This is a genomic window from Aeromonas sp. 9A (assembly GCF_963900955.1).
Lineage (GTDB): Bacteria > Pseudomonadota > Gammaproteobacteria > Enterobacterales > Aeromonadaceae > Aeromonas > Aeromonas salmonicida.
In genome coordinates, this window is record NZ_CAWRFG010000001.1 from 1237256 (window position 1) to 1251598 (window position 14343).

The following is a 14343-nucleotide window of genomic DNA, read 5'->3' on the forward strand; positions in this document are numbered from 1 at the left end:
CGATCGGATCACCACATAGATATATTTCTTATGTCACTTATTGCCTGCCAACCGCAACGGATTATACTGCGCACCTGAATGTAACCTTGCTGAAACAATATGCTAACCATTCGTAATGAATTGATATGCGTATCTGTTTGAGGTCGTTCTTATGGAAGGTTCGCCTGCAAAAATATTTATGCTTGAAATGATCCATTAAGGGCTTGTTTGTGCATTTTTTTGGAGTATTCTTGCGCCCGTTTTGTCGGGTGAGAGCATGAATATGCAAGTTGACCTGGCTAAGGAAAAGTAACATTAAGGCTGTAGACCATGCTGGAAAAGACTCTGCAAGCGCCTGCGCTCAATACTCGTCGCAACGTGCTGATGTTCCTGGTCCCGTCACTCATCGGGATCCTGCTGTTCATGACCCCCGTCATCTATGACGAGAACGTCACCATTCCGGTTGCCGTGCTGGCGAAGCTGGTGCAAACGGTATTTGCCGATTATCTGGTGGCCATGGTCAGTGCCATCATTACCACCACCATGCTGATGACGCTGATCGCCTGGCTGTTCAAGCCAGCGATCCTGGTGCGTCGCCCCTTCCTCAACAGCTTGTTCAACGTCTCCCCTTTCTGGGCCTGTGTGCGGGTACTGGGTGGCGTGTTCGTGCTGCTGACCTTCTTCAATGCGGGGCCCGAGGTGCTGCGTTCCGGTGCTACCGGCGGTCTGGTACTGCACGATCTGCTGCCTGTGCTGTTCTCGGTGTTCATCTTCGCCGGTCTGTTGTTGCCTCTGCTGCTGGATTTCGGTCTGCTGGAGTTTGTCGGTACCATGATGACCCGCATCATGCGCCCTGTGTTTCGTTTGCCGGGGCGCTCCGCCGTGGATTGCTTCGCCTCCTGGCTGGGGGATGGCAGCGTTGGCATCTTGCTAACCAGCAAACAGTACGAAGGCAAGTTCTATACCCAGCGTGAGGCCGCCGTTATCGGCACCACCTTCTCAGCTGTCTCCATCACCTTCTGCCTGGTGGTGATCTCCCAGGTGAAGCTGGAGCATATGTTCGTGCCCTTCTACCTGACTGTCTGTCTGGCGGGTGTGGTCGCCGCCATAGTGGTGCCGCGCCTGCCGCCGCTCTCCTGGAAGAAGGACATCTATGCCGATGGCACGCCCCTGTGCCGCAAGCAGGAGTCAGTACCCCATCAGCACAGCGTGATGAGCTATGGCTACGAGCGTGCGCTGACCAAGGCGGAGAGTGTCACCGATCTTGGTGCGGTCGCGCGGGAAGGGGTGAAGAATGCACTGGACATGGTGTTTGGCGTGTTGCCGGTGGTGATGGCGATCGGCACCTGTGCCCTGATGCTGGCCGAGCATACCCCCATCTTCAACTGGCTGGGTGCGCCATTTGTTCCCTTGCTGGAGCTGCTGCAACTGCCGGAGGCCGAGGCCGCCTCCAGGACCATCATGGTTGGTTTTGCCGACATGTTCATCCCGGCCGTGCTGGCCTCGACCATAGAGAGCGATATCACCCGCTTCGTGATTGCCGCCATGTCGGTCACCCAGCTCATCTATATGTCGGAAGTGGGTGCCCTGCTGCTGGGCAGCAAGATCCCGGTCAAGCTGTGGGAGCTGTTTGTCATCTTCCTGCTGCGCACCCTGGTGACCCTGCCGGTCATTGCCGGTGTGGCGCATCTGCTGTTCTAAGGCAAGAGTCTGGGATTTAAAACGGTCAACTTGGGTTGGCCGTTTTTTTATGGTGAGTATTAGACCAAAGTGACTCTTTTTAATGGGTGGTTTTTACATTAACGTAACAAGCTGAAAAAAGCGTGCCAGCCGAGCAGTAGGCAATACCCATCGAATGTGGCCAGGAGTCACCCCATGACCTCACTGCTCAGCTACCGGACCGGTCCTTGCGACCAGCCCTTGCTTCACCAGACCATTGGCGAATATCTGCAAGAGATAGCCGAACGTTTCCCCGACCGCCCCGCCGTTGTAGTGCGTCACCAGCAGATCCGCTGGAGCTACCGTGAATACCTCATCCAGATAGACAGGCTGGCACTGGGCTTGCTGGCGCTAGGCATCCAGCCGGGGGACAGGGTCGGCATCTGGTCACCAAACAACATAGAGTGGTGCCTGGTGCAGTTCGCCACGGCCCGCATCGGCGCCATCATGGTCTGCATCAACCCAGCCTATCGCAACTACGAGCTGGAGTTTGCCATCAACAATGTGGGTTGCCGCGCCCTCATCTGTGCCAGTGCCTTCAAGGGGAGTGACTACCTCTCCATGCTCAATGAGCTGGCCCCCGAGCTGGCAAGCTCGTCGCCGGGGCAGCTGGCCAGCGCCCGCTTGCCGAGCCTGGAGATGGTGATCCGGCTCGGGGAGGCGCAAACGCCGGGTATGCTGAACTTCAGCGCCGTGCAGGCCCTGGGGGATGTGCAGGATCCGGCCTGGCTTGCCCGGGTGGCGGCTACCCTCAAACCGGATGATGCCATCAACATCCAGTTCACCTCGGGTACCACGGGCAGCCCCAAGGGCGCGACCCTGAGCCATGGCAACATACTCAACAATGGCCGGCAGGTGGCGCGGGGCATGGCGTTCAGCGAGCAGGACAGGCTCTGCATACCCGTGCCGCTCTACCATTGCTTTGGCATGGTGCTTGGCAATCTGGTGTGCATCAGCGTGGGGGCCTGCGCCCTGTTTCCATCGGAAGCGTTCGATCCTGTGGCGACCCTGCAGACGGTGAGTGAGGAGCATTGCACCGCCTTGCATGGCGTGCCGACGATGTTCATCGCCGAGCTGGAGCTGCCCGTTTTTGGCGAGTTTGATCTCTCCTCTTTGCGCACCGGCATTATGGCAGGAGCTATCTGCCCGGAGCCCTTGATGCGCAAGGTGCAGACTCTGATGCACATGACAGAGGTGACCATCGCCTATGGTCAGACCGAGTGCAGCCCCATCAATCACATGACCGCCATCGATGCGCCGCTGAACAAGCGGGTCACCACTGTGGGCCGCGCCCTTGACCACACCGAGATCAAGCTGATTGACCCGAGCGGTGAATTGGTGCCCATTGGCGAGCGGGGTGAGATCTGCTGCCGCAGCAAGGGGGTCATGCAGGGTTACTGGCAGGATCCGGTCAAGACAGCGGAAACCATAGATGATGAAGGCTGGTTGCACTCGGGTGATATCGGCATCATGGATGAAGAGGGTTATGTGCAGATAGTGGGGCGCAGCAAGGAGCTGATCATCCGCGGTGGCGAGAACATCTATCCCCGCGAGATAGAGGATCGGCTCTACGATCATCCTGCGGTGCAGGATGCCGCCGTGTTTGGTGTCGACAGCGAGCGTTACGGGGAGGAGGTGTGTGCCTGGGTCAAGCTGAGGCCGGATCAGATGGTCAGCGAGGAGGAGATTAAGCACTTCCTCTCGGCCCGCATCGCCTACTTCAAGGTGCCAAGATACATACGTTTCGTGGAGGAGTACCCCATGACGGTGACCGGCAAGCTGCAGAAGTTCAAGATGCGGGAGGCCATGACCCGCGAGCTGGCCCGCCAGCATGCCGAGGCGACGCGTTGAGGTGGTGTTACCGCGATGAGAAAAGGGCCTGCGGGCCCTTTGTTCGTTGTTGCCAGCAGGCTGCTAGCGCGGCGTGATGCTCACATCCGTGGGGCACTGAATGGTCAACGAATGGACCGTATTGGCGATGCGGTGGGGTGTGCCCGCCTTGTATATTTTCTTCTCTTCGTCATAGCTGCCCGTTGTGTACTGGGTGGAGTAGAGCGTCTGCTGACGACGATCCGTCTCTTTGTAGCCCTGGGGGCAGGTCTGGTTTGCCTGCTGGAAGCAGGCCGTCATGCTGCTGCACTCGATATAGAAACCCCGCTGGCTGGCATCGGCCAGATGGACAGGGGTAACGGTGGGCGGGGGTGGCGACAACAGGGAGCAGCCGGACAGCGCCAGCGCGCCCAGCATGATGAGACGTTTTGACATAAATAACCTGAACCATGTGGTGTGATAAAGAGTGAGGGGGAGTCTTTTGCTCCCCCTTCGCTGTAGGGCACAGTTATAACCAAGCGGGCCTGCTCAAACCAGCATACAAATGTAAGAAAATATGAACCCTGTCTATGCCTGTGTGGCCAGCAGAGCCTCTTCATCCACCTGATCCAGCTGTTCCGGCGCCAGAAAACGCTCGGCATAGTCGCGCCAGATACCGCTGCTGACGAACAGGGCAAACAGTGCCGGGTCTATGTGCTGCTCACGCACCATGTTCTGCATGATGGCCAGGGATTGAGCCACCGTCTTGCCCGACTTGTAGGGGCGATCGCTGGCGGTCAGCGCCTCGAAGATGTCGGCGATGGCCATGATGCGGGCCGGGATGCTCATCTGTTGCCCAAGCAACTGGCGGGGGTAACCCTTGCCGTCCATGCGTTCATGATGTCCACCGGCGATCTCGGGCACATTGCGCAAATGGCGCGGGAAGGGGAGCCGCTCCAGCATGCGGATGGTCTGGATGATGTGCTCGTTGATCTTGTAGCGCTCCTCTTCTGTGAGGGTGCCGCGGCCGATGGCCAGGTTGTAACGTTCTCCACGGTTGTAGAGATAGGTTGGCACCCTGACCTTGAAGCCCCAGGGATTGCGCTCATCCAGGCTGTCGTGGACGGGGCGGGGTATGAGGTGGACTGTCTTGTCAGCCAGCAGTGGCTCGATACAGGGCAAATGGGAGGCCGGTTCGTTCTGGTGCAGCTTGAGTTCCTCCCGGCTGATGCCGAGCCTGTCGTCCAGGGTGCGCAACCAGGTGCGGTTGGCGATGGCATCGAGCCGTGTCAGCTTCTCCGGTGCCATCCATTCCCCGCCCAGGTTGCACTCGGCGACGAAGGCGAACTCCTGATCCAGGGTACTCCAGAGTGTCGCCACCTCCGCTCTTGCCGCTTCCCGTTCTGACGCCGGCAGACGGGCCGCCAGCACCTCGATATAGGCGTCGCGTTTGAGCACTTCGAAGCGGGTACGGATCTCGTGGATCCGATCGTAGATAGTCTCCAGCTTGGTGGCCTTGTCGACCACAAACTCCGGCGTGGTGACCTTGCCGCAGTCGTGCAGCCAGCTCGCGATGTGAATGGCCTCCCACTCCTCCTCGTTGAGCCTAAACTCGGCGAACGGCCCCTGCTGCTGGGCGCAGGCGGCTTCGGTCAGCATCCGGGTCAGCTCGGGTACCCGCTGGCAGTGGCCACCCGTGTAGGGACTCTTGGCATCGATGGCCCCTGCCATCAGCTCGATGAAGGACTCCAGCAGCTGTTTCTGCTCCTCCAGCAGGCGCTGGTTCTCGATGGCGGAAGCAGACGTGCCTGCCAGCGCCTCGATCAGGCTGATGCGCGAGGCCAGTTCGCGCGCAGAGCAGCCGGGCAGGATCAACAGCAGGCAGCCGATCAGCTCCTGTCTATGATTGCACAGTGGCTCGGCGACCAGCTGGCAAGGGCCGGGGAAGGGACCCCAGCTTGCCAGATGTTGCTGCCAGCCCCGTTCGTCGACGGCCAGGGTAAGCCGCTCGCCATGAGCCAGCTTGCCGAGCAGCGCCTCCTGCCAGGGAGCCTGGTCGGCAGGCAAAGGCTGTTGCCGCCAGAGCGCCTGGACTGCCACCATGCTCTGCTCTTGCGCCAGGTAGAGGCAGCCCCCCTCGGCCTGTACGGCGGCTATGGTCTCGTGCAGTATGCGACTGAGCAGGGAGTCGAAACGGTGTTCCGCCGCCAGTGCCCGGCCCATGTTCATGAAGTTGCCCAGGGTCAGTCGCATGCCGGACATGGTACGGGCCAGATCGTCGATCTCGCGGATCGCCGATTCCGGCACCCGGCTCTCGCCGAAGTCGAAGTGCTGGATCCGCTCCGCCTCTTGAGTCAGGGCCAGCAGGGGGGTCGCGGTGCGGCGGGAGACCAGCCAGATCACCGGCAACAGCAGCAGCAAGCCTGCCAGTGCCCAGCCGAGGTTGATCAGCGCTTCGTTGCGAGCCTGCTGGTAGAGCAGGTCGGCCGAGACCAGCAAGGCAATATAAAAGGGGGATCCCTCGCCGAGGGGAGAGAGATTGACCAGCCAGTCACTCTGATCGGCGGCGGTCAGATTCAGCTCCACCGGGCTGCTCAGCAAGGCGGGTTGGCTGGTGACCTGTTGTTGCAGCTGGGTCAGCACGGGATGAGACAGCGCCGACAGCAGGGGTAGCTGGCTCAGTTGCTCGAAGCTGGGAAGCTGTTTGGGATCCGTGGCAAGCAGAGTGGCGTATTCGTCGAACAGAACCACCTGACTCTGCTCTGGCAACCGCAGTTCACCGATGAGGGCCGACAGTCCCTCGACGCTGGTATCCAGCCCGATCACCGCCCTTCTGTTGTCGCTTTCCACCGCCAGCGTCATGCCTGGCTCCTTGGTGGTAAAGAAGAGATAGGGGTGGGTGGTGGCGATGCCTGAACGCCAGCGTGCCTGCTTGTACCAGTCGCGGCTGCGGGGATCAAACTGGTATTGAGGCATGGCCCGGCGCTCGAGCAGGGTCAGCCGCTGGTCGAAGTAGAGAAACTCCCCCTTGCCCTGGTGCAGGCTTTGCACCAGCAAGGTGCTGGCCGCTGGGACCCTGTCCAGTTGGGCTCGGGCCCGCTCGGTCAACTTGCGCACCAGGAAGAAGTCACCATCCGCGTAGCCGGCATAGACGGCGCCATAACTGGGGCTGTTGGCCAGCACCTCTGCCAGTTGTGGCAGGTAGCCGAGCCGGGCATCCAGACTGTTCATGGCCGCCAGCTGACCGCTGCGCAGCAGACTGAGGGACATGCGGGCCGGCCGCTCGTTCAATTGAAGGGCGAGGGCGAGCTGCTCCCGGTATTGCAGGAAATTTTGCCGTTCATGCTCCAGTCCCTGTTGTGCCGCTTGCTGGAATTGCAACGCGATAAGGGCGCTGCCCAGCAGGGTAAACAGCAGGATGAAGAGGGTGGCGATATGCACATAGAAGGGTTTACGACCTGGCCTGGCACTTGTCATGGACACATCCTTGTCACACGGGCGATTGCAGAGACGATCTACTATCAGTGTGCCAACAGGATGACAGAAAACACAATAACCCGTTCAGATATATCAGGATATGGCATAAACGTGACGGCCCCATCGGGGCCGTCTTGAGGGGATCAAGCCAGTACTGCGGCGGGCACCAGGGTGACGGGGGCGTCTTTCACTTCATGCCACACCTGATGATTGTCCTGATATTTGTAGTTGGCCGTGCCTGATTTCCAGTCTTCCCCGAGCACCATGCGCAGCTCGAAGTTGGGCTGGATCACCGGCCCGATCCCGCCGCTCTGGGGCCATTTGATAATGGGGTAGCCCTGCGCAGTCACCAGGATATGGCACTGCTTGGGCATGACGCACATATAGGTGTATTGGCCTTTCAGTTCGGAGGCCATGTCGAGCGGTGGATTGGTTGCCTGGGTCAGATGGGCGACGCCATTGATTGTCTCCCCTGGCGTATAGACTGCCAGGTTCAGGTGCAGCAGTTGCGCCCCCGGCATGGCTTTACCGATCTCGAAAGAGGCGAGGAAGAGGCCGGTCTTGGTGTCTGTGATTGCATTCATGCCTGTATTCTCCTGCAAGAAGAGGATGGGTTGAGCTCACAACCAGACAACGAGCCACAGCATGCTAGCGCTTGCGGTCAGAGCAGGTAACTGTGGATATTGTCACTTGACGCACAGCCCGGGCTGGCATAGGGCCATCTGCACCCCTGGCAAGGCAGGAGGCTCAGGGAACTCAGGCGGTGCGGTGATTTCGATTATCGGTTGCCAGCAAAGAGCCAGGGTCAATTCGTTGGACTGGCGCGTGATTCGTTCAGGTATCCCGTGCTACATTGCCTCCTTTGTTACTGGTCTGTAAATCAATGGAGTGACCCATGTCTGCCATCCCCTATTCAGTGCTCGATCTGGTCCCCGTGCCCGAAGGCTCCCACCCGGCCGAGTCGTTTCGCCGTTCGCTGGACCTGGCCCAGCATGCTGAGCGCTGGGGGTATCAGCGTTACTGGCTGGCGGAGCATCACAACATGCCGGGCATCGCCAGTGCTGCCACCGCTGTGCTGATCGGTCATCTGGCGGGGGGCACCAAGACCCTGCGACTGGGCGCCGGCGGCATCATGCTGCCGAACCATGCACCGCTGGTGATTGCCGAGCAGTTTGGCACCTTGGCTTTGCTTTACCCTGATCGCATCGATCTTGGGCTGGGTCGTGCCCCCGGCACGGATCAGCGCACCATGCAGGCACTGCGACGTCAGCGCAGCGGCGACGTGGATGAGTTTCCGGCGGATGTGCGTGAGTTGATGAGTTATTTCGGTGACGAGACAGGGGCGGTACAGGCCGTGCCGGGTCAGGGGCTGCATCTGCCCATCTGGCTGCTGGGTTCCAGCCTTTACAGTGCCCAGCTTGCCGCTTCTATGGGGCTGCCATTTGGTTTTGCCTCTCACTTTGCTCCCGGCCTGTTGTTGCAGGCGCTGGAGATCTACCGCGCCCAGTACCGCCCCTCGGTGCGCTGGCCCAAGCCCTATGCGGTGGTCTGCATCAACATGATCGCCGCCGACAGCGAGCGGGAGGCCCGTTTCCAGTTCACCACTGTGCAGCAACAGTTCCTGCGTCTCTACCGGGGTAACGCTGGCAAGCTGCCCGCACCTGTGGTCGAGCTGGGGGAAGAGTGGTCGCCCCGTGAGCTGATGGCGATGGAGCAGACTCTGGCCCGCTCACTGGTGGGAGATCGCGATCAGGTGCGTCACGGACTCAAGGCGCTGCTGGCCGAGACGGGTGCCGATGAGCTGATGTTCAACGGCCCCATCGTTGATCAGGGGGCGCGGCTGCGCTCGTTCGAGATCGCGGCCGAGCTGATGCAGAGCCTGTGATCCATGGATGAGGTCTACTGGAACCCCATGGTGCCCGATCTGTCGGTGACCAGCCTGGCAACTTCCTTGCCTTTCTATACCGGGCTATTGGGGTTTGCTGTGCGCTATCAGCGCGACTATCCCCCCTTCGCCTATCTGGAGCAGCAACAGGTGCAGCTGATGCTGGAACAGATCCATCCGGCAGGATGGCTGACCGGTGTGCTGGAGCCTCCGCTGGGACGCGGCATAAATTTGCAGATGGAGCTGACCGACATCCAGCCCCTGCTCGCTCGGCTGGCGCTGGCCGGGGTGGTGCTCTATCGGCCACTGCGTGAATCCTGATATCCGGTGGGAAATATGAGCTCGGGTCAGCGGGAGTTTCTGGTACAGGACCCCGACGGTTATCTGCTGCGGTTCGTCCAGCATCTGGGGGAGCGACCGGTTTCCTGATCCAGGATTACATCTAATTCATTGATTTTAAACAATAGTCAGGTTGGTGTCGGCCATCTGTCGTGTCACCTTTCTTCGCGCTGGCCCTATGCTGGCCCTGTCTACCACCACAAGGAGCTCATGATGATCGTCAGGAAATTGAGATTGCAACGGGGTTGGTCACAGGATCAGTTGGCGACCCTGACTGGCTTGAGTGTTCGCACCATACAGCGGATCGAACAGGGTCAGCAGCCCGGACTGGAATCTCTCAAGGCCCTGGCCTCCGTCTTTGAACTTGATGTGGCTCAACTGGATGGGACACAACAACAGGAGCGCGAGATGAGAGGGAATGAAACTATGGGTCAGGACAGGGTGCAGGTGTCGGCAGAGGAGCGGGCCGCCATGGGATATGTGGAGGGGCTCAAAGGCTTCTACTACCACATTTTCAGCTATGTACTGGTGATCTGCGGGCTGTTTGTCATCAACTACCTCAGCAACCCGGACTATATCTGGGCCTGGTGGCCGGCGCTGGGGTGGGGTCTGGGGTTGATCTCCCATGCCATCAACTTGTTCCAGCCCTTCAAGCTGTTTGGTCCGGAATGGGAGCGACGCCAGATCGAGAAGCGACTGGGGCGCAAGCTGTAACTCATTGGTGCGAATAAAACAAAGCCCGGCAACTTGCCGGGCTTTGTTCTTGTATAACGCGACAGAGTGAGGCTCTCGTCGCTCAGGAGCAGCCCTTAACCATCACTTGGCGTGAGTGGGGCAGGGCGTCGCTATCAGGGCATCGTCTTCATAACGCCACAGGGTGAGGCTGTTGCCCCACACGCAGCCGGTGTCGAGCGCCTTGATGTCGTTCCTGCCTGTGTTGCCCATCAGGGCAGCCCAGTGGCCGAACACCAGTATGGGGTCATCCATATGGTGCTCGCGCTGCTCGAACCAGGGGCGCAGGCCGGGAGTAGACTCTGTGGGGCCTTTCTTGCACTTGAACTCGAGTCGGCCATCGAAATAGCAGAAGCGCATCCGGGTGAAGGTGTTGATGATGTAGCGGTAACGTTCGATCCCTGCCAGATCTTCACTCCAGCCATCGGGCAGATCGCCATACATGTTGTGCAACAACCAGCTGTACTGATCGCCGCGCAGCTGACTCTCCACTTCGCGGGCACAGTTGCGTGCCGTTCGAGCGTCCCAGGCGGGGGAGATACCGGCATGCACCATCATGATGGGCAGATCCGGGTGCTCCGCCAGCAGGGGGCGATGGCGCAACCACGTCAGCAGCTCGTCCCGATCCGGCGCTTCCATCAGGGCTTGCAGCTTGTCTTTCTTCTTGAGCGGCGCAACGCCATCGGCGACCGCCAGCAGGTGAAGGTCGTGGTTGCCGAGCACTGTGACGGCCCGCTGGCCCAGCGACTTGACGTAGCGCAGTGTCTTCAGGGAGTCCGGGCCGCGGGCGACCAGGTCGCCGCAGAGCCAGAGCACGTCCTTGGCTGGATCGAACTTTGCGAGATCCAGCAGACGACGCAAGTCGTCATAACAGCCCTGGATATCGCCAACAAAACAGTTCGCCATGAAACCTCAGTTAATAATGTTTGGGACGGCCAGGGTAAAAGGCGCTATGGGCACCTCGAACGGCTGCCCTGACTCATCTTGCAGGGTATAGCTCCCTTCCATCACCCCAAATGGGGTGTCGAGTGGCACGCCGCTCTGATAGCGAAAGGTCTCCCCTTCGGCAATCACGGGCAGCTCCCCGACCACGCCGGGGCCCTCGACTTCCAGCATCTTGCCGTTGGCATCCGTGATGAGCCAGCGCCGGTGCAGCAACTGCGCCGGCCCCGGCCCCAGATTCTCGATCTCGATCAGATAGTGGAACTGGTAAGGGTCCTGGGTATCCGCCACATAATGGGGGTATGGGCGGATAACGATATACGGGTATGCCACGGGATCAGGCCTGTTGTTGATCCGCCAGCCAGTTGGCGATCATGACGAACTGCTCCAAGGAGAGATTCTCCGGGCGCAGGTTGCCATCGATACCAAGCTCGGTCAGCTGAGCGTCCGTGATGAAGTTAGCGAAGCTGTTGCGGATGGTCTTGCGGCGCTGGCCAAAGCCTTCGGTACAGACGCGGCTCAGGCAGCGGATGTCTTTGGCGACTATGGTCGGGTTCTTGTGCGGCACCAGACGGACCACGGCTGAATCCACTTTCGGTGCCGGTTTGAAGGCGCCAGGGCCCACTTCCAGCACGGGGATCACCTGGCAGTAGTACTGCACCATGACGCTCAGGCGGCCATAGGCCTTGCTGCCCGGGCCGGCAGACATCCGCAATACCACTTCTTTTTGCAGCATGAAGTGCATGTCTTCTACCCGGTCGGCGAAATCGCACAGGTGGAAGATGAGCGGCGTGGAGATGTTGTAGGGCAGGTTGCCGAAGATGCGTAGCGGCCCCTTGCCTTCCCCCATCAGAGTGCCGAAGTCGAAGCGCATGGCATCGGCCTCGATCACGGTCAGCTTGTCCTTGAGGGTCGGGTGCTCGCGCAGGCGCGCGGCCAAGTCCCGGTCCAGCTCGACCACTGTCATCTTGTCCATCTGGGAGGCGACCGGTTCGGTCAGGGCGGCGAGGCCCGGGCCTATCTCCACCAGATTCTGACCCGGCTGCGGATTGATGGCGGCCACTATCTGATCGATCACATAGCGGTCATGCAAGAAGTTCTGACCGAAACGCTTACGGGCCGTGTGACCCATGTGCACCTTGTTGCTCTGCACCTTACTGCTCATATCTTTTTTTCTCTACCATCTTGATGGCGTGGTTAATCGCGGTGATCAGACTGCCCGGGTCCGCCAGGCTTTTGCCTGCCAGATCCAGCGCAGTGCCGTGATCCACCGAAGTGCGGATGAAAGGAAGTCCAAGGGTGATATTGACCGAACTGCCGAACCCCTTGTATTTGAGCACGGGCAGCCCCTGGTCGTGGTACATGGCGAGTACCGCATCCGCATCCTTGAGGTATTTGTCCTGGAACAGGGTATCGGCCGGCAGCGGGCCGACCAGATCGATACCCTCCTGGCGCAAGCCGGCCAGGGCGGGTTCGATCACGTCAATCTCTTCACGGCCGAGATGACCCCCTTCCCCTGCGTGGGGATTGAGGCCGCAGACGTAAATCCGGGGCTTGGCGATGCCAAACTTGGTTTTGAGATCCGCATCCAGAATACGGATCACCTTGCCGAGGCGATCCTCCGTGATGGCCATGGCGACGTAGGCGAGCGGTATATGGGTGGTGGCCAGCGCCACCCGCAAGCCTTCGGTCGCCAGCAGCATCACCACGTCGGCGGTACCTGACTGCTGGGCGAAGAACTCGGTATGACCACTGAATGACACGCCCGCCTGATTGATGATCCCCTTGTGCACCGGCCCGGTCACCACAGCGGAAAATTCACCGCTGAGGTTGCCGTCACAGGCACGCTGCAGGGTTGCCAGCACATAGGCGCCGTTGCCCTCGTTCAGCTCACCCGGCACCACAGGGGCGCCGAGGCTGACTGGACAGATGCTCAGGGTACCCGCCCGCTGCGGCTTGGCAGGGGCCTCGGCATCATAGGGTTGCAGCTCGATGGGCAGCCCCAGCAGGGCCGCCCGTTCGAGCAGCAGGGCGGGATCGGCGATCACCACCAGCTGGTGGGGCCAATCCTGCTGGGCTATCTGCAACACCAGATCCGGGCCTATTCCGGCGGGCTCGCCCGGGGTAATGGCGAGACGACGACAGCTCATCAGCTGCCAGCGCCTTCGATCTGGATGTAGGCCTCGTCACGCAGCTCATCCAGCCACGCCTGGGACTCTTCGGTGAAGCGGCGGTTGAAGATGAGCTGATAGGCACGCTGCTCCTGGGCCTTGCTGGTGGCATCCTGGCTGCGACGCTCTTCCAGCTGCACTATGTGCCAGCCGTGTGTAGTACGGAAGGGGGCGCTCAGCTCACCCGGCTTGAGGCGGTTGACCATGTCGCGGAACTCCGGCACATAGACGTTGGGATCGGACCAGCCCAGCTCGCCGCCCTGCACCGCAGAGCCCGGATCTTCGGAGTATTTTTCCGCCAGACTGGCGAAGGTCGCCTTGCCGCTCTTGATGTCGTGCAGTATGCCATCCAGCATGCCCTTGGCTTTCTCTTCGCTGAGGATGATGGAAGGCTTGATCAGTATGTGGCGTGCTTTCACCTCGGTCTGCAGCACCTGCTGCTGACCCTTGGCATCGAACACCTTGACGATGTGCAGACCGGCGCCAGAGCGCAGCGGGCCAACTATGTCACCCTTGGCCGCGCCTTGTACCGCTTCGGCCATCAGGGTCGGCATCTCTTGCGGGCTCATCCAGCCCCAGTCGCCCCCTTCCAGTGCCTTCGGACCATTACTCTCGGCAATGGCCAGCTTGCGGAAGTCGGCGCCCTGTTTCAGGGCAGCCAGGATGCGCTCTATCTTGCTCTTGGCTGCGTTGAGCTGCTCGGCGCTCGGGTTGTCCGGCAGGGCAATCTGGATATGGCCGACATGGTACTGCTGTTGCTGCTGGCCCTGCTTGGCGAGGATATCCACCACCTGCTTGACCTCCTGATCGGAGATGTTGATGCGACGGCGCACCTGGTTGCGGCGCACCTCGTCCATCAGGATCTCGCGGCGCACCTCTTCCCGATACTGGGCATAGGTCAGGCCTTCGCGGGCCAGTTGGGCTCGCAGCTGATCCAGGGTCATCTTGTTGTCGGCGGCTATGCTCTGGATGGCTTGCTCCAGCTGGGTGTCGCTGATCTTGAGGCCCTGGCGATCCGCCAGTTGCAGTTGCAGGCTCTCCTGGATCAGGCGATCCAGCGCCTGCTTGCGCAGGGTGGCATCATCGGGCAGGGACTGGCCGCTCTCCTGGGCAGAGCTTTTGACTTTCTGTACCAGGGCTTCCTGCTGGCTGGCCAGCACCACGTCCTTGTTGACCACGGCAAGCACCTTGTCCATCAGCTCGGGGGCGGCGAAGGCCCCCTGACTCATGGCTCCGAACAGGCCTGCAGTCAGCAGGGAAATCAACGTCTTCTTCATATCCATCTCTCAA

General features: G+C 60.3%; 13 protein-coding genes. 5 read left to right on the forward strand and 8 right to left on the reverse strand.

The annotated features are described in order from the left end of the window. The first annotated feature begins 309 nt into the window (after positions 1-309). Together AACX78_RS06080 and AACX78_RS06085 are read left to right on the forward strand one after the other, a co-directional pair. A complete protein-coding gene (locus AACX78_RS06080) occupies positions 310-1680 on the forward strand; it encodes a YjiH family protein (RefSeq protein WP_159165662.1) in 1371 nt (456 codons plus the stop codon). A gap of 174 nt (positions 1681-1854) precedes the next feature. Continuing rightward, a complete protein-coding gene (locus AACX78_RS06085; protein ID WP_159165663.1) occupies positions 1855-3549 on the forward strand; it encodes an AMP-binding protein in 1695 nt (564 codons plus the stop codon). A 63-nt stretch (positions 3550-3612) separates the two neighbouring features. On the opposite strand, the gene AACX78_RS06090 is transcribed toward AACX78_RS06085, so the two are convergent. The 3 genes from AACX78_RS06090 to AACX78_RS06100 all read right to left on the reverse strand — a co-directional run bounded on the left by AACX78_RS06090 (position 3613) and on the right by AACX78_RS06100 (position 7568). Beyond that, positions 3613-3963: a hypothetical protein gene (locus tag AACX78_RS06090; RefSeq protein ID WP_159165664.1), complete on the reverse strand. Its 351-nt coding sequence runs from the start codon at positions 3961-3963 to the stop codon at positions 3613-3615. A gap of 132 nt (positions 3964-4095) precedes the next feature. Continuing rightward, positions 4096-6984, reverse strand: a complete 2889-nt coding sequence (locus tag AACX78_RS06095) for an HD domain-containing phosphohydrolase (protein WP_201302794.1) — start codon at positions 6982-6984, stop codon at positions 4096-4098. 143 nt (positions 6985-7127) lie between these two features. Continuing rightward, positions 7128-7568, reverse strand: a complete 441-nt coding sequence (locus tag AACX78_RS06100) for a DUF1842 domain-containing protein (protein WP_021138363.1) — start codon at positions 7566-7568, stop codon at positions 7128-7130. A gap of 311 nt (positions 7569-7879) precedes the next feature. Here AACX78_RS06100 and AACX78_RS06105 point away from each other — a divergent pair, with 311 nt between their 5' ends. The 3 genes from AACX78_RS06105 to AACX78_RS06115 all read left to right on the forward strand — a co-directional run bounded on the left by AACX78_RS06105 (position 7880) and on the right by AACX78_RS06115 (position 9922). Further along, positions 7880-8869: a luciferase-like monooxygenase gene (locus tag AACX78_RS06105; protein ID WP_159165665.1), complete on the forward strand. Its 990-nt coding sequence runs from the start codon at positions 7880-7882 to the stop codon at positions 8867-8869. A gap of 3 nt (positions 8870-8872) precedes the next feature. Next, the gene (locus AACX78_RS06110; RefSeq protein WP_236556292.1) at positions 8873-9190 is read left to right on the forward strand and encodes a VOC family protein; all 318 of its coding nucleotides are present in this window, start codon (positions 8873-8875) and stop codon (positions 9188-9190) included. 231 nt (positions 9191-9421) lie between these two features. Next, positions 9422-9922, forward strand: a complete 501-nt coding sequence (locus AACX78_RS06115; RefSeq protein WP_021138360.1) for a 2TM domain-containing protein — start codon at positions 9422-9424, stop codon at positions 9920-9922. Positions 9923-10024: 102 nt separating this feature from the next. Here AACX78_RS06115 and AACX78_RS06120 read toward each other — a convergent pair whose 3' ends face one another. The 5 genes from AACX78_RS06120 to surA are packed head-to-tail and all read right to left on the reverse strand — an operon-like array spanning position 10025 to position 14330. After that, positions 10025-10846 carry a symmetrical bis(5'-nucleosyl)-tetraphosphatase gene (locus tag AACX78_RS06120; protein ID WP_099991687.1) on the reverse strand — a complete coding sequence of 274 codons (822 nt, stop codon included), beginning with the start codon at positions 10844-10846 and terminating at the stop codon, positions 10025-10027. A gap of 6 nt (positions 10847-10852) precedes the next feature. After that, positions 10853-11215, reverse strand: coding sequence for a Co2+/Mg2+ efflux protein ApaG (gene apaG / locus AACX78_RS06125; protein ID WP_159165666.1), 363 nt, complete (start codon positions 11213-11215; stop codon positions 10853-10855). 4 nt (positions 11216-11219) lie between these two features. Next, on the reverse strand, positions 11220-12047 hold the full coding sequence (gene rsmA, locus AACX78_RS06130; protein WP_011899041.1) for a 16S rRNA (adenine(1518)-N(6)/adenine(1519)-N(6))-dimethyltransferase RsmA: 828 nt from the start codon (positions 12045-12047) through the stop codon (positions 11220-11222). Then, entirely contained in the window at positions 12037-13032 is a 996-nt protein-coding gene (gene pdxA, locus AACX78_RS06135; protein ID WP_159165667.1) for a 4-hydroxythreonine-4-phosphate dehydrogenase PdxA, read from the reverse strand. The genes rsmA and pdxA overlap by 11 nt, the downstream gene beginning before the upstream one ends. Then, a complete protein-coding gene (gene surA / locus AACX78_RS06140) occupies positions 13032-14330 on the reverse strand; it encodes a peptidylprolyl isomerase SurA (protein WP_159165668.1) in 1299 nt (432 codons plus the stop codon). The genes pdxA and surA overlap by 1 nt, the downstream gene beginning before the upstream one ends. Positions 14331-14343: the final 13 nt, after the last annotated feature.